Here is a 25,957-nt window from a genome sequence, read left to right on the forward strand (position 1 = left end):
ACGCAGTTTACAGGGAGAGTGAAGCGCTAGCGAGCAATCAGACACGCTTGGCCGATCAGACGGCACTTCGGCCCGAGAGTTCACCGCCCCCGGGCCGGCCATTGCAGCTTAGTCGAGGGCTTTCCAGATATCCGTGGCGTACTCGCGGATGGTCCGGTCCGATGAGAACCAGCCCATGCGCGCGGTGTTGAGCACCGCCATGCGCCACCACTGCCTGGGTTCATGCCAGAGCCCTTCGACGCGCAACTGCGCTTCCCAGTAGGCGTCGAAGTCGGCGCATACCAGAAAGCGGTCATAGGCCACCAGCGAGTCGACCAGGCCGACATAGCGGGCCGGGTCATCCGGTGAAAACACCCCGCCGCGAATGGCCTGGAGCACGTCGTTGAGCCGATGGGAGGCACCGATCGCGGCACTGGCGCCAAAGTCGCCGCTGCGCTTACGCGCCTCCACCTGCTGGGCAGTCAGGCCGAAGATGAACATGTTCTCGACACCGACCTGCTCGCACATCTCGACGTTGGCACCGTCCAGGGTGCCGATGGTCAACGCGCCATTGAGGCCGAACTTCATGTTGCTGGTGCCGGAGGCCTCGTAGCCGGCGGTGGAAATCTGCTCGGAGAGGTCAGCCGCCGGGATGATGCTCTCGGCCAGGCTGACGTTGTAGTTGGGCAGAAACACCACTTTGAGCAGGCCGCGCACGGTCGGGTCGTTGTTGACCACCTTGGCGATGTCATTGGTCAGCTTGATGATCAGCTTGGCCTGGTGATAGCTGGCGGCAGCCTTGCCGGCGAAGATTTTCACCCGCGGCGCCCAGCCGGTGCCGGGCTCGGCGCGGATGGCCTGGTACAGGGCCACGGTGTGCAACAGGTTGAGCAACTGGCGCTTGTACTCGTGGATACGTTTGACCTGCACGTCGAACATCGCCTCGGGGTTGAGGGTGATGCCCAGGCGCTCCTGGATCAGGCCGGCCAGGGCCTTCTTGCTGTGCAGGCGCTGGGCGGCGAACTGCTTGCAGAACGACGCCTTGTCGGCAAACGGGTCAAGGTCGCGCAGGCGCCCTTGCGGGTCATCGAGCACGTCGGCGCCGAGGGCCTCGACCAGCATGCCGGTCAGTTGCGGGTTGGCCTGGAACAGCCAGCGACGGAAGGTGATGCCGTTGGTCTTGTTGTTGATTCGCTCCGGGTAGAGCTTGTGCAGTTCGGCGAACACCGTGCTGCGCATCAGTTTGCTGTGCAGCGCCGACACACCGTTGACGCTGTGCGAGCCGAGAAACGCCAGGTTGCCCATGCGCACCCGGCGGCCGTTGTCTTCCTCGATCAGCGACACCGCGCGCAGCACGTCGAAATCGTGGATGCCCTTGGCGCGCAAGGCGTCGATATGGAAAGCGTTGATCAAGTAGATGATCTGCATGTGCCGCGGCAGCATGCGCTCCATCAGGCCCACCGGCCAGGTTTCCAGGGCTTCGGGCAGCAAGGTGTGGTTGGTGTAGGCCAGGGTTTCGACGGTCAATTGCCAGGCCGTATCCCACGGCACTTCGTGCTGGTCGACCAGCAGGCGCATCAGCTCGGCGACCGCAATCGAGGGGTGGGTATCGTTGAGCTGGATCGCCGCCTGCTGCGGCAGGTTGAGCAGGCTGTCGTGCATGTTCAGGTGCCGGCGCAGCAGGTCCTGCAGCGAGGCGGAAACAAAGAAGTACTCCTGGCGCAGGCGCAGTTCCTGGCCGGCTTCGGTACTGTCGGCCGGGTACAGCACCCGCGAGATGCTCTCGGCCCGCGCCACTTCCGCCACGGCGCCAAGGTGATCGCCGGCGTTGAAGCGCTCCAGGTGCAGCTCTTCCAGCGCCCGCGCCCGCCACAGGCGCAAGGTGTTGACGCTGGCGCCGCGCCAGCCGACCACCGGTGTGTCATAGGCCACCGCCCGCACTGTCTCGGCCGGCCACCACACCTGGCGCTGCTGACCACCGGCGTCGTGCACGGTTTCGACGCTACCGCCAAAGCTGATCGGGTAGATCACCTCGGCCCGCTCGAACTCCCAGGGGTTGCCGAAATCCAGCCAGTTCTCGGTCTGCTCCTGCTGCCAGCCATCGACCACCGCCTGGCGGAACAGGCCATGCTCGTAACGTATGCCGTAGCCATGGGCGGCGATGCCAAGGGTCGACATGCTCTCCATGAAACAGGCCGCCAGGCGCCCGAGACCGCCGTTGCCCAGGGCCGCGTCGGGCTCCAGCAGGCGAATCCGCTCAAGGTCGACGTTGAGCCCGTCCAGCGCCTCACGGGCGACATCCAGCAGGCCCAGGTTGCTCAGGCTGTCGTACAGCAGGCGGCCGATCAGAAACTCCAGCGACAGGTAGTACACCCGCTTCTGGCTCTTGCGGTAGATCTGCCGGGTATGGTCCATCCAGTGATCGACCATGTGATCCCGGGCAGCCAGGGCAATGGCTTCGAACCAGTCGTGGTCGAAGGCGTGCTCCGGGTCCTTGCCGACCGCGTAGGTCAATTTATCCAGCACAGCGGTGCGAAAAGCGGCCACCTCTGCGTCACGAGCGAGCGGTTCCTGAGACATACGACGTCCTCGGGCAAGTTGACGAATGCGGATGGAGATTTCTCAGCCTAGACCGTTCGACACAGAGGGGAAGCTCTGGTTCGCGACTTTCTTGTCGCAAGCGGCAAACAAACCCGGAATAAAGCGGCAAATGGTTGTTCACATTTTGATCAACTCCGGTATGATCGCGCGCCCACTAAAACATCTAAAACCTGAGCCTGATGAAACCGACCCTGATCGCCGCCGCCGAAGTCGACCGACTGGAAACCTGGCAGAAGTACCAAAGCCATATGTGCGGAGGCTGCAACTCCACCTGCTGCACCTTGCCGACGGAAGTGAAAATCAAAGACCTGATCCGCATGGGCGTGGTGGATGAGTTCGAGGTGGGTGAGCCGCCGAAGAACATTGCCAAGCGTTTGCAGAAGGACGGGATCATCCAGCGATTCAACCAGAAGTCGGGAATTTTCACCCTGGCGCAGATGAGCAACGACGATTGCCTGTACCTGGATCGTAAAAGTCGCATGTGCACCATTTATGACAAGCGCCCGGACACCTGTCGCAACCATCCGCGGATCGGTCCGCGACCGGGGTATTGCGCGTACATCCCCAAGCCTGCGGCGCGCTCGCGCTAAGCGAGAACCACTGATCGGCACGCCCGACTGAAGCGAACTGGGCGTTTGACGATGGCGCCATGTTATGTTTACCTGACATTAGTCAATTAATGTTATGGATACGTAACATGGAGACCACACTGATTTCCCTGCGCATCGGCCACAGCATCGAACAGATGAGAAAGCGCCGTGGCTTGACCAAAGTACAACTGGCGGAACGTATCGGCATCACTCGGCAGAAGCTCAGTGAGATCGAGCAGGGCTCAAGCACCGTCGCCATTTCGTTTTACAGCAGGGCACTGGATGCCCTGGGCTGTGAAGTCAAGGTCGTGGCAAAGTCCCTACCCACCCTGGATGAGCTTGAGGACGTGTTCCGATGAGCGCGGCAGACGAGCTGTCTTGTAGCAACGCCGCAAGGCGTCAGCGGCCAGATTTTCCAGCACCCAAACGGCGACTACGCCTTTCGCTACGCCGACACCGCTTCGGCCTCCATTGCGGTGAGCATGACCATGCCTCCTCGCCGCGAGGAGTACGTGTCCAGGGACCTTCATCCGATCTTCCAGATGAACCTTCCCGAAGGCTATGTACTGGAACAACTGCGCAATCGCCTGGCCAAAGTGGCAACCGTCAACCCTATGCTGCTGGCCATCTCCGGCAGCAACTCGCCGGCTGATTCAAACTTTCCACGCACAAACAAAAACGCCCCCGGCCTTGCGACCGGGGGCGTTTTCATTCAGCCGGAACTAAGACTCAGTTCTTGGCTTTCTTGGCAGCGCGGGTACGCTCGCCTTCGTCGAGGATCTTCTTGCGCAGACGGATCGACTTAGGAGTGACTTCGCACAGCTCGTCGTCCTGGATGAATTCCAGAGCCTGTTCCAGGGTGAAGCGAACAGGTGGAACCAGGGCGATGGTTTCGTCTTTACCCGAAGCACGCATGTTGTCGAGCTTCTTGCCCTTGGTAGGGTTGACGCCCAGGTCGTTGTCGCGGCTGTTCAGACCAACGATCTGACCGTTGTAGATCTCCTGGCCGTGCTCGACGAACAGCTTGCCGCGCGCCTGCAGAGTTTCCAGGGAGTAGGTCAGGGCCTTGCCGGTTTCAACCGAAACCAGTACGCCGTTCTGACGGCCGGACATGTGGCCGGACTTCATCGGAGCGTAACGGTCGAAGATCGAGGTCAGGATGCCTGCACCGTTGGTCAGGGTCAGGAACTGGTTACGGAAACCGATCAGACCACGGGCTGGAATGTTGTATTCCAGACGTACACGGCCCTTGCCATCCGGAACCATGTTGGTCAGGTCGCCTTTACGCAGACCCATTTCTTCCATGACCTTGCCCTGGGAATCTTCAGGGATGTCGATGGTGACGTTTTCGAACGGCTCGTGCTTGGCGCCGTCGACTTCACGGATGATCACTTCCGGACGACCAACACCCATTTCGAAGCCTTCGCGACGCATGGTTTCGATCAGAACCGACAGGTGCAGCTCGCCACGGCCGGAAACCTTGAACTTGTCAGCCGAGTCGCCTTCTTCAACGCGCAGTGCAACGTTGTACAGCAGCTCTTTGTCCAGACGTTCCTTGATGTTGCGGGAAGTCACGAACTTGCCTTCTTTACCGCAGAACGGCGAGTCGTTGACCTGGAAGGTCATCGAAACGGTTGGTTCGTCAACGGTCAGCGGCTTCATCGCTTCAACTGCGTCCGGGGAGCACAGGGTGTCGGAGATGAACAGCTCGTCGAAACCGCTGATGCAGACGATGTCGCCAGCCTGGGCTTCTTCAACGTCGATGCGGTGCAGGCCGTGGTGGCCCATCAGCTTGAGGATACGACCGTTGCGCTTCTTGCCGTCGGTGTCGATGGCGACAACCGGGGTGTTTGGCTTGACGCGGCCACGGGCGATACGGCCAACGCCGATAACACCGAGGAAGCTGTTGTAGTCCAGAGCCGAGATCTGCATCTGGAACGGACCGTCACGGTCAACAGCCGGCGCTGGTACGTTGTCGATGATCGACTGGTACAGCGGGGTCATGTCTTCGGCCATTTCGGTGTGGTCCAGACCGGCAATGCCGTTCAGGGCCGAGGCGTAGACGACTTTGAAGTCCAGCTGTTCTTCGGTGGCACCGAGGTTGTCGAACAGATCGAAGATCTGGTCCAGAACCCAGTCAGGACGCGCGCCCGGACGGTCGACCTTGTTGATCACCACGATTGGACGCAGGCCGGCTTCGAAAGCCTTCTTGGTCACGAAACGGGTTTGCGGCATAGGGCCGTCTTGGGCGTCGACCAGCAGCAGCACGGAGTCAACCATCGACATTACACGCTCAACCTCGCCACCGAAGTCGGCGTGGCCGGGGGTGTCGACGATGTTGATGTGGTAGCCGTTCCAGTTGATGGCGGTGTTTTTCGCCAGAATGGTAATACCGCGCTCTTTTTCCTGGTCGTTGGAGTCCATGACGCGCTCGTCGTTGAGCTCGTTACGCTCCAAAGTGCCGGACTGACGCAGGAGTTTGTCGACCAGGGTGGTTTTACCATGGTCAACGTGGGCGATGATGGCGATGTTACGCAGATTTTCGATCACGTGTGTATCTCGATCAGAGGATTCGGGTTGCCGCCCAGTCTAGGCGGCGAATATGAATGAATGGCGCTCAAACGGCCCGGTGGTCGGGAGGGCGATGGCGGATGCTCCCGCCATATAGCCCCGGCGTCTTATGTCGGACGATAAACGCGCACATTGGCATGTCCCTCACTGAGCAGATGGTGGGCATGCAGGCGACTCATTACTCCCTTGTCGCAATACAGCAAGTACTGGCGCGCGGCATCCAGCTCCTTGAAGCGACTGTTCAGGGCGTAGAACGGCAAGGCCTGGACCTCGATGCCGTCCAGTTCCAGGGGCTGGTCTTCCTGGGCATCAGGGTGGCGAATGTCGATCACCACCTGCCCGGCCAGCGCCTGGCTGACTTCTTCGATCTGGATATCTTCGCTGAGTTCATCGATCACATGGTCGATGGAGATCAGGCGGGCACGCTCCAGGGCACGCTCGAGCACGGCCATGTCGAACTGCTTTTCTTCGTAGTCGACACGATGACGCTTGGCGCAGGTGGTCGGGTTCACCGAGATCACGCCGCAGTATTCAGGCATGTGCTTGGCGAACTCGGCGGTACCGATCTGCTGGGCCTGGTCGATGATGTCCTGCTTGTGGCTGGCCAGCAAGGGGCGCAACACCAGTTTCTCGGTGGCCGAGTCGATCACCGAAAGGTTAGGCAGCGTCTGGCTCGACACCTGGGAGATGGCTTCACCGGTCACCAGGGCGTCGATCTGCAGGCGGTCGGCGATATTGGTCGCCGCGCGCAGCATCATGCGCTTGAGGGTCACACCCATGTAGCTGTTGTCGACCTTGCCGAGGATCTCGCCGACCACTTCTTCGAACGGCACGCTGACGAACAGCACGCGCTGGCTGCTGCCGTATTTCTTCCACAGGTAGTGGGCGACTTCCATCACCCCCAGTTCGTGGGCGCGGCCGCCAAGGTTGAAGAAGCAGAAGTGGGTCATCAGGCCACGGCGCATCATCTGGTAGGCGGCGACGGTGGAGTCGAAACCGCCGGACATCAGCACCAGGGTCTGCTCCAGCGCGCCCAGCGGGTAACCGCCGATGCCTTTGTGCTGGCTGTGGATGACGTACAGGCGCTTGTCGCGCACCTCGATGCGCACCTCGACTTCCGGCGTACGCAGGTCGATACCGGCGGCGCCGCACTGCTGGCGCAGCTGGCTGCCGACGTATCGGTCGACGTCCATCGAGCTGAAGTCGTGGTGGCCGCCGCGCTTGCAGCGTACGGCGAAGCGCTTGCCGGCCAGCAGGTGACCGAAGTGCTGCTTGCACTTGGCGACGATGTCGTCGAAATCACCCAGCGGGTATTCGTCGACCTGCAGGAAGTGGGCAATGCCCGGCATGCAGGTCAGACGCTCGGTCATCTCGCGCAGGACTTTCTCGTCCTCGATGTGAGTGATCACTTCGAGGTTATCCCAGACACCGTTAACCGCGAGCGCAGGATCAAGGTCCTTGAGCACGTTGCGGATGTTGCGGGCCAGTTGGCGGATGAAGCGCTTGCGAACCGGCCGGCTCTTGATGGTGATCTCTGGGAAGACTTTTACGATTAGTTTCATGAAAAACAGCGCGCGAGGTGCCGACTAAAAAAGTGGGGCGCGGATTATAGCGGAAATTGCTCAAGCTTTGAGCAACTTTTGTACAGAAGGTTTTCTTCGCACCAAAATGATGCACCATGCTCGCTCAGCGCATCTTTAGAGTGCAGAAAAAAGCCGTGGATTTGCCAAATCGGTCGAAAACGCTTGGGTTTGGGGCAAAAATCCCAACTCGGGGCACTGGCATGCAATTTGCTCCCTTGTGAGGCAGGTTGCCTTGGCCGACTATTCGCGCCCGGCATCACCCAAATTAAAGGGCTGCACAGGCAAGCTCTACCCCACCCGGAGGACACTATGTCGAAGTCGGTTCAACTCATCAAAGATCATGACGTTAAATGGATTGATCTGCGCTTCACTGACACCAAAGGCACTCAGCACCACGTGACCATGCCAGCTCGTGATGCGCTGGATGAAGATTTCTTCGAAGCCGGCAAGATGTTCGACGGTTCCTCCATCGCTGGCTGGAAAGGCATCGAAGCTTCCGACATGATCCTGATGCCGGACGATTCCTCCGCCGTGCTCGACCCGTTCACCGAAGAGCCGACTCTGATCCTGGTCTGCGACATCATCGAACCGTCGACCATGCAAGGCTACGACCGCGACCCACGCGCCATCGCCCGCCGCGCCGAAGAGTACCTGAAGACCACCGGTATCGGTGACACCGTCTTCGTCGGTCCAGAGCCTGAATTCTTCATCTTCGACGAAGTGAAGTTCAAGTCCGATATCTCCGGCTCGATGTTCAAGATCTACTCCGAACAAGGCTCGTGGATGTCCGACCAGGACGTAGAAGGCGGCAACAAAGGCCACCGTCCAGGCGTCAAAGGCGGCTACTTCCCAGTACCTCCGTTCGACCACGACCACGAAATCCGTACTGCCATGTGCAACGCCATGGAAGAAATGGGCCTGGTCATCGAAGTACACCACCACGAAGTGGCAACTGCCGGCCAGAACGAAATCGGCGTGCAGTTCAACACCCTGGTGAAGAAGGCTGACGAAGTTCAGACCCTCAAGTACTGCGTGCACAACGTTGCCGACGCCTACGGCCGCACCGCTACCTTCATGCCTAAGCCACTGTACGGCGACAACGGCTCGGGCATGCACGTGCACATGTCCATCTCCAAAGATGGCAAGAACACCTTCTCTGGCGAAGGCTATGCCGGCCTGTCCGACACCGCCCTGTATTTCATCGGCGGTATCATCAAGCACGGTAAGGCCCTGAACGGCTTCACCAACCCGGCTACCAACTCCTACAAGCGTCTGGTACCAGGCTTCGAAGCACCGGTAATGCTGGCCTACTCGGCGCGCAACCGTTCCGCCTCGATCCGCATCCCGTACGTTTCCAGCCCGAAAGCCCGCCGTATCGAAGCGCGCTTCCCGGACCCGGCTGCCAACCCGTACCTGTGCTTCGCCGCACTGATGATGGCCGGCCTGGACGGTATCCAGAACAAGATCCACCCAGGCGATGCCGCCGACAAGAACCTGTACGACCTGCCGCCTGAAGAGGCGAAAGAGATCCCACAGGTGTGTGGCAGCCTGAAAGAAGCCCTGGAAGAGCTGGACAAGGGCCGTGCGTTCCTGACCAAGGGTGGCGTGTTCTCCGACGACTTCATCGATGCCTACATCGCGCTGAAAAGCGAAGAAGAAATCAAGGTCCGCACCTTCGTACACCCACTGGAATACGAGCTGTACTACAGCTGCTAAGCCAGTGCCGCTCGCGCAAGCGGCGTAACCAGACAAGAGGCCTCCTTCGGGAGGCCTTTTGTTTTTCCGACGCTATTGTGCGTATCTGCCGACAGGCAAATGTCTCAGGAATATGCACACTGATCCCCTTACCTGCGGTGGATCACTGACATGCGCACACGTCTTTCAGCCTTGCTGCTTGCCCCCGCCCTGCTGCTACAAGGCTGCACCCCGATTGCTCCGCCCAGCCCCTTGTCGCAACTGCTCGACAGCGTCGACCGGCGACTGGACCTCGCCACGGCCGTCGCCCTGAGCAAATGGGACTCCGGCCAAGCGGTACAGGCCACTGACCGCGAACAGCAAGTCATTGCCAAGGCCCAAAGCCAGGCCGACCGCTTTGGCCTGAGCGAGCAGCGGGCCGGCGACTTCTTTGCCGACCAGATCGAAGCCAACAAGCTGCTCCAGTACAGCGCGCTGTCACGCTGGCAGGCGCAGGGCTATGCCCCGCCAACGCCACGTACCGATCTGCAGACTCAGCTGCGCCCGCAACTCGACCGCCTGCAACACGTATTGCTGAGCCAACTGGCCGAATTCGACCGAAGCCGACCGCAAGACTGCCGGACACTACTGGCCCAGGCGATCACCCATCGCACGCAAAACCCGCCTCGCACCCTGGCGCTGATCCGCGCTACCGGCCAATTGTGCCGCGCCGACTGATACTTGCTCTATGCTCTATATTGGTGCACGTCAGCGCGTACAGCTGAGCAACTCAACCCATTTTGGTTCATGAAAAGCACCGACTCAGGACTTTCCAGGCCTTTTTCGTGCAAATACAGGTCTTAATCCGGAAATTCCGCTTCTTTTCGGAGCCTTGGTTTGTTTTTTGCATTTTCATTTGTACCAGCGGATTACCAGCGCCCGCGATCTTGCCCTGCGCCAAGGTTGTATGAGCCAAAAGAGGTCAACGACGCCCCATGACCATCAGCGATGCACTGCACCGACTGCTACTGGACAACCTGACCACCGCCACCATCCTGCTCGACGCCGAACTGCGCCTTGAGTACATGAACCCGGCGGCGGAGATGCTCCTGGCCATCAGCGGCCAGCGCAGCCATGGGCAATTCATCAGCGAGCTGTTCACCGAATCGCCCGAGGCATTGAACTCCCTGCGCCAGGCGGTAGAACACGCGCACCCGTTTACCAAGCGTGAGGCCCAACTGACCTCGCTGACCGGCCAGACCCAGACCGTCGACTACGCGGTGACACCGATCCTCAGCAAGGGCGCGACCCTGCTGCTGCTTGAAGTGCATCCGCGCGACCGCTTGCTGCGCATCACCAAGGAAGAAGCGCAGCTGTCCAAGCAGGAAACTACCAAGATGCTGGTGCGCGGCCTGGCCCACGAGATCAAGAACCCGCTCGGTGGCATTCGCGGCGCCGCCCAGTTGTTGGCCCGTGAGCTGCCGGAAGAAGGCCTGAAGGATTACACCAATGTGATCATTGAAGAGGCCGACCGCCTGCGCAACCTGGTCGACCGCATGCTCGGCTCGAACAAGCTGCCATCGCTGGCCCTGACCAACATTCACGAAGTACTGGAGCGGGTCTGCAGCCTGGTCGAGGCCGAAAGCCAGGGCGGCATCACCCTGGTGCGCGATTACGACCCGAGCCTGCCGGACGTACTGATCGACCGCGAACAGATGATCCAGGCGGTACTGAACATCGTGCGCAATGCCATGCAGGCCATCAGCGGCCAGAACGAACTGCGCCTGGGCCGCATCAGCCTGCGCACCCGGGCCATGCGCCAGTTCACCATTGGCCACACCCGACATCGCCTGGTGGCCCGCATCGAAATCATCGACAACGGCCCCGGCATTCCTGCCGAGCTGCAGGAAACCATCTTCTACCCCATGGTCAGCGGCCGCCCCGACGGTACCGGGCTGGGCCTGGCCATTACCCAGAACATCATCAGCCAGCACCAGGGCCTGATCGAATGTGACAGCCACCCTGGCCACACCACCTTCTCGATCTTCCTGCCGCTGGAACAAGGAGCCACCGCCTCATGAGCCGAAGTGAAACTGTCTGGATCGTCGACGATGATCGTTCCATCCGCTGGGTGCTGGAAAAGGCCCTGCAACAGGAAGGCATGACCACCCAGAGCTTCGACAGCGCCGACGGGGTCATGAGCCGCCTGGCCCGGCAACAGCCGGACGTGATCATTTCCGATATCCGCATGCCCGGTGCCAGTGGCCTGGATCTGCTTGCGCAGATCCGCGAGCAGCACCCGCGCCTGCCGGTGATCATCATGACCGCCCATTCCGACCTGGACAGCGCGGTGGCGTCCTATCAGGGTGGCGCCTTCGAATACCTGCCCAAGCCGTTCGACGTCGACGAAGCGGTATCGTTGGTCAAGCGCGCCAACCAGCACGCCCAGGAGCAGCAAGGCCTGGACGTCGCACCCAGCCTGACCCGCACTCCGGAAATCATCGGCGAAGCGCCAGCGATGCAGGAGGTGTTCCGCGCCATCGGCCGCCTGAGCCACTCCAACATCACCGTGCTGATCAACGGCGAGTCCGGTACTGGTAAAGAACTGGTCGCCCACGCCCTGCACCGCCACAGCCCGCGGGCGGCGTCGCCGTTCATCGCCTTGAACATGGCGGCGATTCCCAAGGACCTGATGGAATCGGAACTGTTCGGCCACGAGAAAGGTGCCTTCACCGGCGCCGCCAACCTGCGCCGCGGCCGCTTCGAGCAGGCCGATGGTGGCACGCTGTTCCTCGACGAGATTGGCGACATGCCAGCCGACACCCAGACCCGCTTGCTGCGGGTGCTGGCCGATGGCGAGTTCTATCGGGTGGGCGGCCATGTGCCGGTCAAGGTCGATGTGCGGATCATCGCCGCCACCCACCAGAACCTGGAAACCCTGGTGCAGGCCGGCAAGTTCCGCGAAGACCTGTTCCATCGCCTGAACGTGATCCGCATCCACATCCCGCGCCTGGCCGATCGTCGCGAAGACATTCCGACCCTGGCCCGGCACTTTCTCGGCCGCGCCGCCCAGGAGCTGGCGGTAGAGCCCAAACTGCTCAAGGCCGAAACCGAGGAGTTCATCCGCAACCTGCCATGGCCGGGCAACGTGCGCCAACTGGAGAACACCTGCCGCTGGATCACGGTGATGGCCTCGGGGCGCGAAGTGCATATCGGCGACTTGCCGCCGGAGTTGCTCAACCTGCCGCAAGACGCAGCGCCAGTGACCAACTGGGAACAGGCCCTGCGCCAATGGGCCGACCAGGCCCTGGCTCGTGGCCAGTCGAACCTGCTCGACAGCGCCGTACCGAGCTTCGAGCGGATCATGATCGAGACCGCCCTCAAGCACACCGCTGGCCGCCGCCGCGATGCCGCTGTGCTACTGGGCTGGGGCCGCAACACCCTGACGCGCAAGATCAAGGAGCTGGGGATGAAGGTCGATGGCGGTGATGAGGACGGCGACGACGAGGCCTGAGCATTGGCCCGCCCCTACAGATCGATGTAGGAGCGGGCTTGCCCCACGATGCTTTTTGCACCGAACCTGTGCCCTGTGCACCGCAGCAAAGCACAAATCCCCCGCAAACCCCTGCCTAACCCCTCAAAACCCGCCATTTTCCGCCCTGAAACAAAACTGGCACACACTCTGCATTAGTATCAGTACTTCCAGTTTTGGGGGCCTTGGTACAGGCAGGCCGGGGAATCCCCTCTTTTATTCGCGCAGCTTCACCTGCACCCGCCAGCGTCCGCCCTCCTCTGTACCGGCCCATTCGCCGTGCAGGGGGCGGGCCGCGACCAGGGTCACGAGCAAGCCACCATCACTGTGCTGCACCCGCCAGCTCACCGGCTTACCCTGCAACTGCAACTGACCGCGCACAGCCTTGCCCTCGGCCTCGAACAGCAGGGCCAGGGTGCCTTCGACCTCTTCGCCGTGCAGCTTGGGTTCTTCGTTGAACCACAGGTTCAAGCCCGCCTCGACGACCTCGACCTGCTCCAGTACCCGTGGCTCGGGCGCGGTCAGGCGACCGATCATCAGCCCCACCAGCATGCCGAACAGTGCCAGGGAAAACAGCACACGCGGCCATAGCTGCGAACGCGGGTCCGGTTCAGGAGTAGAATGCTCGCCATCTTTATGTTCGGAGCCGTGCATGTTTCACGTCATCCTCTTTCAACCAGAGATTCCGCCGAATACCGGCAATATCATCAGACTGTGCGCCAACAGCGGCTGCCACCTGCACCTGATCGAGCCGATCGGCTTCGAACTGGACGACAAGCGCTTGCGCCGGGCCGGTCTGGACTACCACGAGTATGCCACGCTCAAGCGCCACGCAGACCTGCCCAGCTGCCTGGAAAGCCTTGGCCAGCCGCGACTGTTCGCATTCACCACGAAAGCCTCGCACCCGTACCACGAAACCGCGTTCCAGCCGGGTGACGCCTTCCTGTTCGGCCCGGAAAGCCGTGGCCTGCCGGCCGAGGTACTGGACAGCCTGCCCGCCGAGCAACGCCTGCGTCTGCCGATGCGTCCGGGATGCCGCAGCCTGAACCTGTCCAACACGGTAGCGGTGACGGTGTACGAAGCCTGGCGCCAGCAAGGTTTTGCCTGAGAGATCCTTTCGCGGGGCAAGCCCGCTCCCACAGTGTTCGCGATAAACCCCAAGAAAAAAGCGCCCCTCAGGGCGCTTTTTGCTACATCGCAACAGGCTTATTGCAGCGAAGGGGCTTCGCCAGCTTCCTGCATGCGTTGCATTTCCTGAGCGTACAGGGCGTCGAAGTTGACCGGCGAGAGCATCAGTGCCGGGAACGAACCACGGGTCACCAAGCTGTCCAGCGCTTCACGGGCGTACGGGAACAGGATGTTCGGGCAGAACGCGCCCAGGGTGTGGCTCATCGACGCTGGGTCGAGGTTCTTGATCAGGAAGATACCGGCTTGCTGCACTTCAGCGATGAAGGCCACTTCGTCGCCGTTCTTCACGGTCACCGACAGGGTCAGCACGACTTCGTGGAAGTCGCCTTCCAGGCCTTTCTGCTTGGTGTTCAGGTCCAGGGCAACGCTTGGTTCCCACTGCTGACGGAAGATCGCCGGGCTTTTTGGCGCTTCGAACGACAGGTCGCGCACATAGATGCGCTGCAGGGAGAATTGCGGAGTGTTGTCGTCGGCTGCGGCTGCGGCGTCGTTGTTCTGTTGATCAGTCATGACAGATCCTTCTTTCCAGAGTCTTTAATGGGTTTCTGATTCAGGCCTTGAGCAGCGCGTCGAGCTTGCCGGCGCGCTCCAGGGCATACAGGTCGTCGCAACCGCCGACGTGGGTGGAGCCGATCCAGATCTGCGGCACCGAGGTACGCCCGGCCTTGTGGCTCATTTCGGCGCGCACCTGAGGCTTGCCATCGACCTTGATCTCTTCGAAGGCCACGCCTTTGCTGGCCAGCAGGTGCTTGGCCCGCGAACAGTAAGGGCAGTAATCGCTGGAGTAGACGATGACGTTGCTCATATCACTTCACCAGCGGCAGGTTATCAGCCTTCCAGCTCGACACGCCGCCCGACAGTTTGGCAGCGGTGAAGCCGGCCTTGAGCAGTTCGCGAGCGGTGGTGCCAGCGTGCTGGCCCATGGCGTCGACGATGATCAGGGTCTTGTTGGCCTTGTGCTTTTCCAGCTCGCCGATGCGCGCGGCGACCTTGTCCTGGGGAATGTTCACGGCGCCAACGATATGGCCGGCGGCGTAGTCCTTGCTCGAACGAATGTCGATCACCAGGCCTTTGTCGGCATTGACCAGCGCGGTCAGTTCGCCAGTGCTCAGGCTGCGGCCGCCTTTACGTGCCTCGGTAACGATCAGCAGAATCAGCAGAACGACGAAGATACCGACCAGCAGATAGTGATTTGTTGCGAATTCAATCAGGTGAGCAACCATCGGAGGGTGTTCCAGGCCATTAAAAATGTTGGCCAGTATACACAGCCCCCAAGGTCGGCCAAAGCCCGCAGGGCAGGGTTATCGACAGTAATTCTCATTGCCGGGCTACAGCCCGTCGGCCCGCGCCGCCGGGTCTGCAAGGTTAATTCGTCATTCGTGGCCAATTTGCCCTAAAATGCGTGTCTTTATCATCTGAACAACCGTGAGTGTGGGATTGATGACGAGCACGCCAAAACCCTTGGTCCTGATCATCCTGGATGGTTTCGGTCACAGCGAAAGCCACGAATACAACGCCATCTATTCGGCCAACACGCCGGTCTACGATCGACTGCGCGCCACCCAGCCGCACGGCTTGATCTCCGGCTCCGGCATGGATGTCGGCCTGCCGGACGGGCAAATGGGCAACTCCGAGGTCGGTCACATGAACCTCGGCGCTGGCCGCGTGGTGTACCAGGACTTCACCCGGGTGACCAAGGCGATCAAGGACGGCGAGTTCTTCGACAACCCGGTGCTGTGTGACGCGGTCGACAAGGCCGTCGGTGCCGGCAAGGCCGTGCACATCCTTGGCCTGCTCTCCGATGGTGGCGTACACAGCCACCAGGACCATCTGGTGGCCATGGCCGAGCTTGCCGCCAAGCGCGGTGCCGAGAAAATCTACCTGCACGCCTTCCTCGACGGCCGCGATACCCCGCCAAAAAGCGCGCAGTCATCGATCGAGCTGCTCGACGCCACCTTCGCCAGGCTCGGCAAGGGCCGTATCGCCAGCCTGATCGGCCGTTACTACGCCATGGACCGCGACAACCGCTGGGACCGCGTATCGGCTGCCTACAACCTGATCGTCGACAGCAGCGCCGAATTCAGCGCCGACACCGCCCAGGCCGGCCTGGAAGCGGCCTACGCCCGTGACGAGAGCGACGAATTCGTCAAAGCCACGCGCATTGGCGAGGCGGTCAAGGTCGAAGACGGCGACGCGGTGATCTTCATGAACTTCCGCGCCGACCGCGCCCGCGAGCTGTCGCGGGTGTTCGTCGAGCCGCAGTTCAACGAGTTCGCCCGTGCACGCCTGCCAAAACTGGCCGCTTACATCGGCCTGACCCAGTACTCGGCAAAAATCCCGGCCCCGGCCGCCTTTGCCCCGGGCAGCCTGAACAACGTGCTCGGCGAGTACCTGGCGAAAAACGGCAAGACCCAGTTGCGCATCGCCGAAACCGAGAAATACGCCCACGTCACGTTCTTCTTCTCTGGCGGCCGCGAAGAGCCGTTCGAAGGCGAAGAGCGCATCCTCATCCCGTCGCCGAAGGTCGCCACCTATGACCTGCAGCCGGAAATGAGCGCGCCGGAAGTCACCGACCGCATCGTCGAAGCCATCGAGCAGCAGCGCTACGACGTGATCGTGGTCAACTACGCCAACGGCGACATGGTCGGCCACAGCGGCGTGTTCGAGGCCGCAGTCAAGGCCGTCGAGGCGCTGGACCTGTGTGTCGGGCGCATTGTCGAGGCGCTGGACAAGGTCGGCGGCGAAGCGCTGATCACTGCCGACCACGGCAACGTCGAGCAAATGGAAGACGAATGCACCGGCCAGGCGCATACCGCGCATACCACCGAGCCGGTACCGTTCATCTATGTCGGCAAGCGTAACGTGAAGGTGCGCCAAGGCGGCGTACTGGCCGACGTGGCGCCAACCATGCTCCAGCTGCTGGGCCTGGAAAAACCGGCAGAAATGACCGGCTCGTCGATTCTGATCGACGGCTAAAGCCGCTAGCGACAAGCTGCAAGCCGCAAGAAAGAGCCCATTCGCCCACTTTTCTTGCCGCTTGTAGCTTGCCGCTTGCCGCTAAAGCCGTTTTTTTTGCAGGCCATGGCGGGCATACTAGGCCAGTCTCTATGCCTGGTGCCGCCCACCCCATGTTTCGCGCCCTGATCGTACTCGCCCTGTCTTGCCTGCTCAGCCCGGCTTTTGCCGATGAGCGCGCGCAAACCCAGCAACAACTGGACGCCACGCGCCAGGACATTGCCGAGCTGAAAAAGATGCTTGGCAAGTTGCAGGAAGAAAAATCCGGCGTGCAGAAAGACCTGCGCTCAACCGAAACCGACATCGGCAAGCTGGAGAAGCAGGTGGAGGCCCTGCAACACGAACTAAAAAAGACGGAAGGCGAACTGGAGCGCCTTGATACCGAGAAAAAAAAACTCCAGAGCGCCCGCATTGAGCAGCAACGACTGATCGCCATCCAGGCCCGATCGGCCTATCAGAATGGCCGCGAGGAATACCTGAAACTGCTGCTCAACCAGCAGAATCCGGAAAAATTCGCCCGCACCCTGACCTATTACGATTACCTGAGCCAGGCCCGCCTGACCCAGTTGCGCAATTTCAACGAGACCTTGCGCCAATTGGCCAATGTCGAGAAGGACATCAGCCTGCAGCAAGCCCAGTTGCTGACCCAGCAAGGCACCCTCGACTCGCAGCGCCAGGAGCTGGAAAAAGTCCGCACCGAGCGTAAAGAAGTACTGGCCAAGCTCAACAAGGACGTCAAGGCCCGCGACCAGAAGCTGCAAGCCCGTGAGCAGGACCAGGCTGACCTGAGCAAGGTGCTCAAGACCATCGAGGAAACCCTCGCCCGCCAGGCCCGTGAAGCCGAAGAAGCGCGGCAAAAGGCCCTGCTCGCTGCCCAGGAAGCGGAAAAGCAACGCCAGCGTGAAGCCCTGGCCGCCAACAACAGCGACGCGCCGAAGAAGCCCAAGAGCCTTCCCGGCCCGCTGGTTTCCAACAATGGCGAAACCTTCGGCGGGGCTTTTTCTGCCGCCCGGGGAAAACTTCCATGGCCCGTCAATGGTCGATTGCTGGCACGCTTTGGCGAAACCCGTGGCGATGACTCGCGGGCCAAGTGGGACGGGGTGATGATCAGTGCCTCACCGGGCAGCCAGGTGCGCGCCGTGCATGGCGGCCGGGTAGTGTTTGCCGACTGGTTGCGCGGCGCTGGACTTCTGGTCATTCTCGACCATGGTAATGGTTACCTGAGCCTGTACGGCCATAACCAGAGCCTGCTCAAGAGCGCCGGCGATGTGGTCAAGGCCGGTGAGGCCATCTCCACCGTCGGCGACAGCGGCGGCCAGGACAGCTCGGGGCTGTATTTCGCCATCCGCCAGCAGGGCCGCCCCAGCGACCCCACACAATGGTGCCGTGCCCAGGGATAAGGCAACACCCCCTATTTGACGGCGTAGCGCAACTTCGGGCTGCGCCGATGCTCTACGGAGCGCTACCAGGATCAGGAGTTCGTTCGACATGCTGCAATCGCCTCGCCTCACCTCGCTGGCCCTGACCATCGCCATGGTCCTCGGCGCGTCCCTGGCCCGCGCGGCCGAGCCGGCCAAGCCCGCCGCGATTCCAGCGACGACGGTCTCGGCACCCTCGGCCAAGGCACCGTTGCCGCTGGAAGAGCTGCGCACCTTCGCCGAGGTCATGGACCGCATCAAGGCCGCCTATGTCGAACCGGTAGACGACAAGACCCTGCTGGAAAACGCCATCAAGGGCATGCTCAGCAACCTTGATCCGCACTCCGCCTACCTCGGCCCGGAAGATTTCCTCGAGCTGCAAGAGAGCACCAGCGGCGAGTTCGGCGGCCTGGGCATCGAAGTGGGCATGGAAGACGGCTTCATCAAGGTGGTCTCACCGATCGACGAGACCCCGGCCTCGCGCGCTGGCATCGAAGCTGGCGACCTGATCGTCAAGATCAACGGCCAGCCGACCCGCGGCCAGACCATGACCGAAGCGGTCGACAAGATGCGCGGCAAAGTCGGCGAGAAAATCACCCTGACCCTGGTGCGCGACGGCGGCAACCCGTTCGATGTCACCCTTGCGCGCGCGGTCATCCAGGTCAAGAGCGTCAAGAGCCAGATGCTCGAAGACGGCTACGGCTACATCCGCATCACCCAGTTCCAGGTCAAGACCGGCGAAGAAGTCGGCAAGGCCCTGGCCAAGCTGCGCAAGGACAACGGCAAGAAAATGCGCGGCCTGGTCCTGGACCTGCGCAACAACCCGGGCGGCGTGCTGCAATCGGCCGTGGAAGTGGCCGACCACTTCCTGACCAAAGGCCTGATTGTCTATACCAAGGGCCGTATCGCCAACTCCGAGCTGCGCTTCTCTGCCGACCCGGCCGACGCCAGCGAAGGCGTGCCATTGGTAGTGCTGATCAACGGCGGCAGCGCCTCGGCTTCAGAAATTGTCGCCGGCGCCTTGCAAGACCAGAAACGCGGCGTGTTGATGGGCACCGACAGCTTCGGCAAAGGCTCGGTGCAAACCGTATTGCCGCTGAACAACGACCGCGCGCTGAAGATCACCACCGCGCTGTACTTCACCCCCAACGGCCGCTCGATCCAGGCCCAGGGCATCGTCCCGGACATCGAGGTGCGCCGCGCCAAGATCACCGCCGAGCAGGACGGCGAAAACTTCAAGGAAGCCGACCTGCAAGGCCACCTGGGCAACGGCAACGGCGGCGCCGACCGGCCATCGGGCAAAGGCGCCAGTGCCAAGCCACGCCCACAGGATGATGATTACCAGCTCAGCCAGGCTCTGAGCCTGCTCAAGGGCCTGAGCATCACCCAGGGTAAATAAGGCCAGTTGATGCGTTACCTGCTGTTGGCCCTGTTGTACCTGATGAGCGGCGTCGCCCTGGCGGCGCCGGCTCAAACGGGCAAGGCGTACCTGACACTGATCATCGACGACTTGGGACAGAACCCTGCGCGTGACTCACGCACCCTGGCCCTGCCCGGCCCGGTGACCCTGGCGATCATGCCCGACACACCCCATGCCACCGACTTCGCCCGCCAAGCCCATCGCGCCGGCAAGACGGTGATCCTGCACATGCCCATGGACCCGGCCACCGGCCCTTACGCCTGGCATCCCGGCACGCCACTGCCGGAGCTGGAGCGCCGGCTCAACGCGGCGCTCGACAAAGTCCCCTACGCCGCCGGCATCAACAACCACATGGGCAGCCGCATGACCGCCGAGCCCGCGGCCATGGCCTGGTTGATGGGCGAACTGCAGCGCCGCGGCCTGTTCTTCGTCGACAGCCGCACCAGCGCCGCCACGGTAGCCGCCAAATCCGCGCAGAACATCAGCCTGGCCAGCGTGTCGCGGGATGTTTTTCTCGATGACGTGCGCACCACCGAAGCCATCGCCGGCCAACTGCAACAGGGCATCGCCCTGGCGCGCAAGCAGGGCACGGCGGTACTGATCGGCCATCCGTATCCACAGACCCTGGAAGTGCTTGAGCGCGAACTGCCCAGGCTCAAGGCCCAAGGTATCGAATGGATAGAGATTCACCAGATGATCGCCGAGCGCAGCAACCGCGCCATGCCAGCGCATGGCAAGCAGGGCCTCTACACCCCTGCTCGCACACACCCATAAAGCTGCCATTAATCGAAGGGCAGCACCCTTGCGACTTGTGCCAATTGAACGTCACCCCGGTAGATTTCCAGGAATCGTTGCTCGGTCAAAGCGGCGTGCAGTTGGGCCTCCCTGCCCAGCTTGCGCTCTGACCAGATTTTTATATGCCCTTTCTGGAATTGCCGACGGTCATCGTTTGCCGCGCGATAGTGCAGGTGCACCTCCCACAAGCCATCTTCCTTGCCTGTGCCTTGTACGCCCCTGACCTGGTAAATATCCAGGTAATCGTTGTCCCCCAACTTTCTTCGCTCCAGGCTTCTGTTGATGGTGATCTTCCGTTCCTGGTACAGGTAGGCAAGGCTTTCTGCCGTTGGGCGACTCGTCGTCAGATGCAGGTTCACCAGCAAGTCACGCTTGACATTGGTCAAGCGTAGGATGCCTTCCTCGATGGTCTCGATCAACTGACTGTCGGCAAGGGGTAATGTCGCTGCGGAACGCTCCAGGGTGCTGCTAGCCGATTGCAGCTTCTCAATATGACGCTCAATGACGAAAGCCAGATTACGCGGTTCATTCGAGGCAATGTAACGCCTGGCCAATGTCAGCACGGGTTCGATTTCAGTCGTTAACTGTCGAGCGCTTTGTCGCGCCGCGATCAATTGACTCGATGTGACGGAAAGCGGACGGGCCTCAGGTTTGGCTTCGACCACCTCTACCCACCTATCGCCATGCTGGTGATAGGTACTCAACACTGCATTGGAGACTGGATCATGCTGGCGAACCACCTCCTCACCATCAAGCTCCGATTGCTCGCCAATCAGAGTCTTGCCGTCACCAGTGCGCACTACCCGCCGCGTACCTGGCCGCGCTTTGTAGGGCAGGGGCTTGAACAACGGCGCCGACGCCCATTCACTTTCCTTGATCGCCGCGGCCAGTTTGTGTTCGGCCTGAGTTTTAACCAGACCCAGCTCCACCTTGTAGCGACTCAGTGTGGCCTGGTTTACCGCAACACCGCCAAAGCGCTCAAGATAGTCAACCATGGTCAAGGCATTGGCGTACTCTGCCTGCGCGGTCTGAAAACCGTCGATGGTTTCCGTCAAGGTGAACGTACCGATCGTCAATTCATTATGGGTACTACTCGCACTGCTAATGTCCTTGTTGCTCAAGTAACCCTTGAATGACTCCAAGGTTTCTTCATCAGCGCCCCCCGTGCGCTCAAGGGCAAGTTCGGCCAGATCCTCGATATATCCAATCCGCATTTTCAACGTGGAAGTGGTGCGTATCTCGAAAATGTACTGGACTGTATTGTCCCTTAACTCGAAAGCGATATTGTTGTTTCCCCACGTATCGATCAACAGTGTATCCAGCTGTTCCCGCCGGCGCACCATCTGTTCCTGCACATCTACGGATCTAGCCAGTGCTGTCCGGTAGCGCTGATACTGGACGACTTCATCATTTGTGATGGGCAATTTCTTGATGTGTTTTGCCCGCTCAGCCAACTCGTTGAAATCGACCGAGTCGAACAACTGCTCATTCAACTTGGAAAGATTAAAAATCAGGTTTCTACGGACTATACCTCGCTGCGTTTTGAAGGTGCTTTCAATCTGGGAGCTTTCAGCCCGGATTCGGAAAAATTCCGGAGCGGACATCCTCATGTACAGCTTCTCCACCGCCTCATCCCGAGCAATACTTTCCTCCAAGCCTGCGATCACCGCTTGCCTGGCGGCATCCGTCGCGGTGGTCTGCGTCGCAATCTTCTCACTGGTCTGCAGGATCAGTGCTGTTAGCGGCTCTGGATCCGCACTGATCTCTTGCCTTTCGACAAAACCGTCACGCAATTGAGTCAATCTTTCCAGCGCCTTGTTCTGCGTTTCGAGGTCACCCCAACGGCTTCTCATCTGCAGGGCAAAATCGTTGTATTGCGCGTTAATGCCGTCTATTTCATGTTGCATGGCTACCAACTTTTTTTTATTGGCTTTTTTCAGTAGCTCCACCTGCGATTTGGGCGCTCCCCCCGCGAGCTGCAGGCCCGCCAAGTGCCACTGGCCATTCACAGCCTGCAGCCGAGGGCCCTGACCACCGGATGGATCGACTACTCTGATTCCCTCTGCGTCTGCCCGGACCTTGAACGCATGGTTGTCGAGTAACGTGTAATACTCCTCTGCGACCTGGTAAAGACCGCGAAATGCCCCCTGCCTTAGTGGAACAATGCCGGCCAGCGAGACGTTAGAGCGCATGGCCGCCAAGGCTTGACGCTGCGAGGCACCAAGCCTGTTCAGCCCCTGTGCGCCGTACCAGGCAAAGTCCAGTGTGAACTCGGACTTCTGACTCAGTTCATTGGGCAGGTATACCTTGCCTTCCTTGACAGCCACGTTGGCAGAGACAGGCAGCATTCGACGGGGCGGGCCATACACGGGAAGCTGCCCCTGTGTTTTAGCCGGGACTTGAGCGTTCTGCAGGCTGCCATGCAACAACACCATCGCAAGGTTGAGCAGAAGGTCCACCACCGCTTGCGATTTTTCAAACTGATTGCCGTTGGCGAGCGCGCGCAAATCGCTGTTCAGCGTCTGTGCGCCCTGGAGCAGCCAGGCCAGTACCGCTGCCGGCCCGCGCAGAAACGGCGCAGCCAGCCCGAACAACAGATTGACCATCAGGCTCCCGCCTTCAACCAAAATGGCCCAACGACTTTGCGCGTTGGACACTGTGTCGCGCTTTGCCAGATCCACCAGCATCTGCGTATGGGTCATGTACAGGTGGGCATCAATACCCGATCGCCAGCTCTGCAGGTCAAGATGCACGGGGCTGACCGGCGTAGGCCAGGTTTGCGTGTCGAGGATGGGTCGAGGCAGATGGGGCTCTTTGAACCCCCCATTGCCATATACAGTTTGCGCCTCTGAGCTCATCCACGACAGGATGCTGGCATTGAGGCTGTCATCGTTGACCACTGCGCTGTGCAACGCCGTCTGGCTGGCAAACTCCTGCAAGGGTTTACTCGCCTCAAACGGCCGAAACAACACCACTACCCCTGACGCCTGGCCCGGTAGAAAGACAAACATGTTGGTCACCAGGTCTACCTCGCTGGCATCAGCCTCGCGCTTGAATGCCAAAGGCGCCAGCAGGCTTTGCGCTTGCTCAGTATTTGCACTGCCTTGAAAGAACCCTAGAACGCGCTGATAGCCCGCTTGCGTGAGGTCACCGTCGATCTTGGCTTTAAGCGCGATCAATGGCAGCTGACTGGCGAACTCTGCACCAAACCGTTCCACCCGCTCGGCCTTGCTGCCTGGGTCCAGGAGCTTTTTGCTCACATAGTCGGGATAGGTACGGCCGATATCCGCACGCTGCACCAGGGCCTTGAGATAAGCCTCGGTCAACCAAGACCAGATCTGCTGGTCAGTCTTGTGCGTGATGTACTTGAGCTCCCCCTGGTGCACTGAACTCAGATTGCCGATTGCAAATTCGGTCAAGGAGATCCGCTGGATTTCCACCGCCCCTGACGAAGTTCCCGGAACGCCACGTGCAACCCAGAACTCAAGGATCAGATCGTCAGCGTCATAGTTGGCGTCTGCCAGGTGATCGAGACGCATCAAGTCAAGCAGGGCCTTGCGCGTGTAGGCCCGCAGGTCGAGCAGGTCATCCATTGAAGATTTACCCTTGGATCGCGCCTGCGCAATCTGCAAATCAAGCAAGCGGGCCCGGTATTCCAGACGGTCCGCTAACGATGCATCCGCAAGCCACTGCGGCAATGTCACGTCAACCGGCCTTGGTGCGGAGCGCCAGACAGGTTGGCTACTCAGTGCGTTTGAAGGATCAGTGAGTGCTGCATACCCCAGCTCCAGGTCCGGCACCGTGGCAAATCGACGCTCACTCACTGGCACCAGGGATTCAAGCATACCGTTGAGCACCACCGCCCCTTGCACGGCAAACACATCATCGGTGATCTGGTAGCGATCCCAGGAAAATGAATCAAACCTGAACCTACGCGCCAGGCTATCCCGCACCCCCTTCGCCATGCTCTCTAGCGAGTCAAAGGCATCGATGTGTCCCGATGGATTGCACAGCAGTACCACCGTTTTACCCAGCAAGGTCCGCGTCACCAACAGATACGGGAGCAACTGCTGGTAGGTTTGCCCCGAAGAAGCCACCGTGACGTCCACAATGAATACCCGCGGCACACGGGTCGCATCCCCTCGGGCCACACCAGTGGTAGCGGACAACATGGCGTAGAGGCAGTCTCGCTGATCCTCGTCCAACCCTTGAACTTCAACGTCGCTGGCCAAGGCTGCCTTGAGTATCTGGCAAAAACCCTGCAGACGTGTGGCACCTTGATTTGCAGCTTGGTTCCAGTAGTCGAGTTGAGCCTGTTGCAGGTAAGGATGGAAATTCGACAACAACTGGTTGAACGCGTCGGTAACCAACGTCAGGTCCATCAGCTGGCTCAAGCCGCTGACCGGGTCACGGTCGTAAATTCGCCGGGGAATTGAGCTCAAGCTTAGAAAGCAGTCGCTCATCGGCAGCCCGGTGAAATCGAAACTGGTGTGCGAAACAAGTTTCTCGAGGAACACTTCAGCCAATGGCTGAGCTGTCCAGTTGTTCGGCGCCTGCGCCTCTCGAAGCCAGAGATACAGCTCCGGTGCCGTGCGCAGCTCAGGGTAACTTGCATCAACTTGTGGATACTGGTCCGCGACAATTTGCGCTAGCGCTTTGTGTATCGTTTCGCGCAAGGTAGGCCGCGATGCAAAGGCCAGGCTGACAGCGTGCTGATAAGAGCCCAGGGAAGTGTTCATTGCCGTTATCTCAGGATTGTTGGCCCCTGACGATAACCATGTGCATGTACCGGCCTGCGGTACTTAATTAAGGCCTTTTACAAGTAACGGGCGAAAGTCGCCTCGACAAAGCCGTCGCTGCGCATCTGCTCCAGCGCTTGTTGCAGCTTGTTAACCACCTCGTCCGGCACTGCACGGTTGAGCGCCAGGTACAGCTCGGCGCCATGGAAGCGCAACACCGTCCTGAGGTTGCTCACCCCCACCTGGCGCGCCAGGTAGCGCCCGGCCGGGTCGCCGCTGGCCCACAGGTCGATTTCACCGTTTATCAGCTTTTTCGCGTTGTCGCGGTCGCGCAGTACCAGCACCGGGTTCAAACCTTGCCTGGCCAGGTATTCGGCAATCGCATCACCTTTATAAGCCCCGATACGATAACGCTTGGCGTCCTGCAGGCTGGCCACGGCAATCGGGCTACCCTGCGGAGCCAGTAAAATCCAGTCATCCGGCCCCAGCGGCCCGACCCACTTGAACAGTTTTTCCCGCTCGGGCTGGCGCGCCATGACAAAAACGCCGTAGCCGGGGGTTTGCAGAGCCTGCTCGTAGATCCGCTGCCAGGGGAAACGCAGGGTCATGCTGTAAGGCACCCCCGCACGCTTGAACATCTCGCGTACCAGGTCGGCGGCAATGCCATTGATGCCATCGTCGCGGGCAAAGCTCTTGCCGCTGATGGCCATGTTGTAGGGTGGGAAGTTTTCGGTGAGCAGCACCACAGGCTCGCTCGCACGGGCCAGATGGCTGAACGAAAGGCAGCTGCACAGCAACAGGACAAGACGCTTGAACATGATGGCACCGGGCTCCTTGGCAACGCCAAGAGTG

General features: G+C 60.5%; 20 protein-coding genes and 1 pseudogene. 12 read left to right on the top strand and 9 right to left on the bottom strand.

Features of this window, described 5'->3' with window-relative positions:
* Nucleotides 1-108: 108 nt before the first annotated feature.
* Nucleotides 109-2,559 carry a glycogen/starch/alpha-glucan phosphorylase gene (locus tag F8N82_RS23120; RefSeq protein WP_038997579.1) on the bottom strand — a complete coding sequence of 817 codons (2,451 nt, stop codon included), beginning with the start codon at nucleotides 2,557-2,559 and terminating at the stop codon, nucleotides 109-111.
* Nucleotides 2,560-2,759: 200 nt separating this feature from the next.
* On the opposite strand from F8N82_RS23120, the gene F8N82_RS23125 reads away from it, so the two are divergent.
* The 3 genes and pseudogenes from F8N82_RS23125 to F8N82_RS23135 all read left to right on the top strand — a co-directional run.
* Nucleotides 2,760-3,170 carry a YkgJ family cysteine cluster protein gene (locus tag F8N82_RS23125; RefSeq protein WP_038997580.1) on the top strand — a complete coding sequence of 137 codons (411 nt, stop codon included), beginning with the start codon at nucleotides 2,760-2,762 and terminating at the stop codon, nucleotides 3,168-3,170.
* Between the two features lie 107 nt (nucleotides 3,171-3,277).
* A complete protein-coding gene (locus F8N82_RS23130) occupies nucleotides 3,278-3,529 on the top strand; it encodes a helix-turn-helix domain-containing protein (protein ID WP_038997581.1) in 252 nt (83 codons plus the stop codon).
* Nucleotides 3,530-3,538: 9 nt separating this feature from the next.
* Nucleotides 3,539-3,817 (top strand): annotated as a pseudogene (locus F8N82_RS23135) (HipA N-terminal domain-containing protein); the annotation flags it as partial.
* Nucleotides 3,818-3,899: 82 nt separating this feature from the next.
* Here the strand turns inward: F8N82_RS23135 and typA are convergent.
* Nucleotides 3,900-5,720, bottom strand: a complete 1,821-nt coding sequence (gene typA, locus F8N82_RS23140) for a translational GTPase TypA (protein ID WP_038997582.1) — start codon at nucleotides 5,718-5,720, stop codon at nucleotides 3,900-3,902.
* 128 nt (nucleotides 5,721-5,848) lie between these two features.
* Entirely contained in the window at nucleotides 5,849-7,303 is a 1,455-nt protein-coding gene (gene thiI, locus F8N82_RS23145; RefSeq protein WP_038997583.1) for a tRNA uracil 4-sulfurtransferase ThiI, read from the bottom strand.
* A gap of 330 nt (nucleotides 7,304-7,633) precedes the next feature.
* Between thiI and glnA the strand changes: the two genes are divergently transcribed.
* The 4 genes from glnA to ntrC all read left to right on the top strand — a co-directional run bounded on the left by glnA (nucleotide 7,634) and on the right by ntrC (nucleotide 12,512).
* Nucleotides 7,634-9,040, top strand: a complete 1,407-nt coding sequence (glnA, locus tag F8N82_RS23150; RefSeq protein WP_038997584.1) for a glutamate--ammonia ligase — start codon at nucleotides 7,634-7,636, stop codon at nucleotides 9,038-9,040.
* A 150-nt stretch (nucleotides 9,041-9,190) separates the two neighbouring features.
* A complete protein-coding gene (locus tag F8N82_RS23155; RefSeq protein WP_038997585.1) occupies nucleotides 9,191-9,736 on the top strand; it encodes a chorismate mutase in 546 nt (181 codons plus the stop codon).
* Nucleotides 9,737-9,993: 257 nt separating this feature from the next.
* Complete coding sequence (gene glnL / locus F8N82_RS23160) at nucleotides 9,994-11,079, top strand: nitrogen regulation protein NR(II) (RefSeq protein WP_038997586.1); 1,086 nt, start codon at nucleotides 9,994-9,996, stop codon at nucleotides 11,077-11,079.
* Nucleotides 11,076-12,512 (top strand): nitrogen regulation protein NR(I), encoded by a 1,437-nt coding sequence (gene ntrC, locus F8N82_RS23165; protein WP_038997587.1) that lies wholly within the window; start codon nucleotides 11,076-11,078, stop codon nucleotides 12,510-12,512. Before glnL ends, ntrC begins: the two co-directional genes overlap by 4 nt.
* Nucleotides 12,513-12,746: 234 nt before the next feature.
* Here ntrC and F8N82_RS23170 read toward each other — a convergent pair whose 3' ends face one another.
* A complete protein-coding gene (locus F8N82_RS23170; RefSeq protein WP_038997588.1) occupies nucleotides 12,747-13,184 on the bottom strand; it encodes a hypothetical protein in 438 nt (145 codons plus the stop codon).
* Between F8N82_RS23170 and F8N82_RS23175 the strand changes: the two genes are divergently transcribed.
* A complete protein-coding gene (locus tag F8N82_RS23175; protein ID WP_010222290.1) occupies nucleotides 13,183-13,638 on the top strand; it encodes a tRNA (cytidine(34)-2'-O)-methyltransferase in 456 nt (151 codons plus the stop codon). The genes F8N82_RS23170 and F8N82_RS23175 overlap by 2 nt on opposite strands.
* 98 nt (nucleotides 13,639-13,736) lie before the next feature.
* Here F8N82_RS23175 and secB read toward each other — a convergent pair whose 3' ends face one another.
* Genes secB through F8N82_RS23190 form a run of 3 tightly spaced genes read right to left on the bottom strand, consistent with a single transcriptional unit; the run spans nucleotide 13,737 to nucleotide 14,941 of the window.
* Complete coding sequence (gene secB / locus F8N82_RS23180) at nucleotides 13,737-14,228, bottom strand: protein-export chaperone SecB (RefSeq protein WP_038997589.1); 492 nt, start codon at nucleotides 14,226-14,228, stop codon at nucleotides 13,737-13,739.
* Nucleotides 14,229-14,268: 40 nt separating this feature from the next.
* Nucleotides 14,269-14,523, bottom strand: coding sequence for a glutaredoxin 3 (gene grxC, locus F8N82_RS23185; protein WP_038997590.1), 255 nt, complete (start codon nucleotides 14,521-14,523; stop codon nucleotides 14,269-14,271).
* Nucleotide 14,524: 1 nt separating this feature from the next.
* The gene (locus F8N82_RS23190; protein ID WP_038997591.1) at nucleotides 14,525-14,941 is read right to left on the bottom strand and encodes a rhodanese-like domain-containing protein; all 417 of its coding nucleotides are present in this window, start codon (nucleotides 14,939-14,941) and stop codon (nucleotides 14,525-14,527) included.
* 217 nt (nucleotides 14,942-15,158) lie between these two features.
* Here F8N82_RS23190 and gpmI point away from each other — a divergent pair, with 217 nt between their 5' ends.
* The 4 genes from gpmI (at nucleotide 15,159) to F8N82_RS23210 (ending at nucleotide 20,345) form a co-directional block, all read left to right on the top strand.
* Nucleotides 15,159-16,694 (top strand): 2,3-bisphosphoglycerate-independent phosphoglycerate mutase, encoded by a 1,536-nt coding sequence (gpmI, locus tag F8N82_RS23195; RefSeq protein ID WP_038997592.1) that lies wholly within the window; start codon nucleotides 15,159-15,161, stop codon nucleotides 16,692-16,694.
* A 152-nt stretch (nucleotides 16,695-16,846) separates the two neighbouring features.
* On the top strand, nucleotides 16,847-18,133 hold the full coding sequence (locus F8N82_RS23200; protein WP_038997593.1) for a murein hydrolase activator EnvC family protein: 1,287 nt from the start codon (nucleotides 16,847-16,849) through the stop codon (nucleotides 18,131-18,133).
* An 88-nt stretch (nucleotides 18,134-18,221) separates the two neighbouring features.
* Nucleotides 18,222-19,550 (top strand): S41 family peptidase, encoded by a 1,329-nt coding sequence (locus F8N82_RS23205; RefSeq protein WP_038997594.1) that lies wholly within the window; start codon nucleotides 18,222-18,224, stop codon nucleotides 19,548-19,550.
* A gap of 9 nt (nucleotides 19,551-19,559) precedes the next feature.
* Complete coding sequence (locus tag F8N82_RS23210) at nucleotides 19,560-20,345, top strand: divergent polysaccharide deacetylase family protein (RefSeq protein WP_038997595.1); 786 nt, start codon at nucleotides 19,560-19,562, stop codon at nucleotides 20,343-20,345.
* A gap of 8 nt (nucleotides 20,346-20,353) precedes the next feature.
* On the opposite strand, the gene F8N82_RS23215 is transcribed toward F8N82_RS23210, so the two are convergent.
* Both F8N82_RS23215 and F8N82_RS23220 read right to left on the bottom strand, forming a co-directional pair.
* A complete protein-coding gene (locus tag F8N82_RS23215) occupies nucleotides 20,354-25,105 on the bottom strand; it encodes a DUF6543 domain-containing protein (RefSeq protein ID WP_038997596.1) in 4,752 nt (1,583 codons plus the stop codon).
* Nucleotides 25,106-25,182: 77 nt separating this feature from the next.
* Nucleotides 25,183-25,923, bottom strand: coding sequence for a substrate-binding periplasmic protein (locus F8N82_RS23220; protein ID WP_038997597.1), 741 nt, complete (start codon nucleotides 25,921-25,923; stop codon nucleotides 25,183-25,185).
* Nucleotides 25,924-25,957 lie beyond the last annotated feature (34 nt).

Origin of the sequence: Pseudomonas fluorescens, from assembly GCF_902497775.2 — a bacterium.
Classification (GTDB): Bacteria; Pseudomonadota; Gammaproteobacteria; order Pseudomonadales; family Pseudomonadaceae; genus Aquipseudomonas; species Aquipseudomonas putida_F.

What these genes read in the sequence shown, in the direction of transcription:
- F8N82_RS23120 (WP_038997579.1), bottom strand. Translation starts at nt 2,559, where the DNA reads ATGTCTCAGGAACCGCTCGCTCGTGACGCAGAGGTGGCCGCTTTTCGC.
- F8N82_RS23125 (WP_038997580.1), top strand. Translation starts at nt 2,760, where the DNA reads ATGAAACCGACCCTGATCGCCGCCGCCGAAGTCGACCGACTGGAAACC.
- F8N82_RS23130 (WP_038997581.1), top strand. Translation starts at nt 3,278, where the DNA reads ATGGAGACCACACTGATTTCCCTGCGCATCGGCCACAGCATCGAACAG.
- thiI (WP_038997583.1), bottom strand. Translation starts at nt 7,303, where the DNA reads ATGAAACTAATCGTAAAAGTCTTCCCAGAGATCACCATCAAGAGCCGG.
- glnA (WP_038997584.1), top strand. Translation starts at nt 7,634, where the DNA reads ATGTCGAAGTCGGTTCAACTCATCAAAGATCATGACGTTAAATGGATT.
- F8N82_RS23155 (WP_038997585.1), top strand. Translation starts at nt 9,191, where the DNA reads ATGCGCACACGTCTTTCAGCCTTGCTGCTTGCCCCCGCCCTGCTGCTA.
- glnL (WP_038997586.1), top strand. Translation starts at nt 9,994, where the DNA reads ATGACCATCAGCGATGCACTGCACCGACTGCTACTGGACAACCTGACC.
- ntrC (WP_038997587.1), top strand. Translation starts at nt 11,076, where the DNA reads ATGAGCCGAAGTGAAACTGTCTGGATCGTCGACGATGATCGTTCCATC.
- F8N82_RS23175 (WP_010222290.1), top strand. Translation starts at nt 13,183, where the DNA reads ATGTTTCACGTCATCCTCTTTCAACCAGAGATTCCGCCGAATACCGGC.
- F8N82_RS23170 (WP_038997588.1), bottom strand. Translation starts at nt 13,184, where the DNA reads ATGCACGGCTCCGAACATAAAGATGGCGAGCATTCTACTCCTGAACCG.
- secB (WP_038997589.1), bottom strand. Translation starts at nt 14,228, where the DNA reads ATGACTGATCAACAGAACAACGACGCCGCAGCCGCAGCCGACGACAAC.
- grxC (WP_038997590.1), bottom strand. Translation starts at nt 14,523, where the DNA reads ATGAGCAACGTCATCGTCTACTCCAGCGATTACTGCCCTTACTGTTCG.
- F8N82_RS23190 (WP_038997591.1), bottom strand. Translation starts at nt 14,941, where the DNA reads ATGGTTGCTCACCTGATTGAATTCGCAACAAATCACTATCTGCTGGTC.
- gpmI (WP_038997592.1), top strand. Translation starts at nt 15,159, where the DNA reads ATGACGAGCACGCCAAAACCCTTGGTCCTGATCATCCTGGATGGTTTC.
- F8N82_RS23200 (WP_038997593.1), top strand. Translation starts at nt 16,847, where the DNA reads ATGTTTCGCGCCCTGATCGTACTCGCCCTGTCTTGCCTGCTCAGCCCG.
- F8N82_RS23205 (WP_038997594.1), top strand. Translation starts at nt 18,222, where the DNA reads ATGCTGCAATCGCCTCGCCTCACCTCGCTGGCCCTGACCATCGCCATG.
- F8N82_RS23210 (WP_038997595.1), top strand. Translation starts at nt 19,560, where the DNA reads ATGCGTTACCTGCTGTTGGCCCTGTTGTACCTGATGAGCGGCGTCGCC.
- F8N82_RS23215 (WP_038997596.1), bottom strand. Translation starts at nt 25,105, where the DNA reads ATGAACACTTCCCTGGGCTCTTATCAGCACGCTGTCAGCCTGGCCTTT.
- F8N82_RS23220 (WP_038997597.1), bottom strand. Translation starts at nt 25,923, where the DNA reads ATGTTCAAGCGTCTTGTCCTGTTGCTGTGCAGCTGCCTTTCGTTCAGC.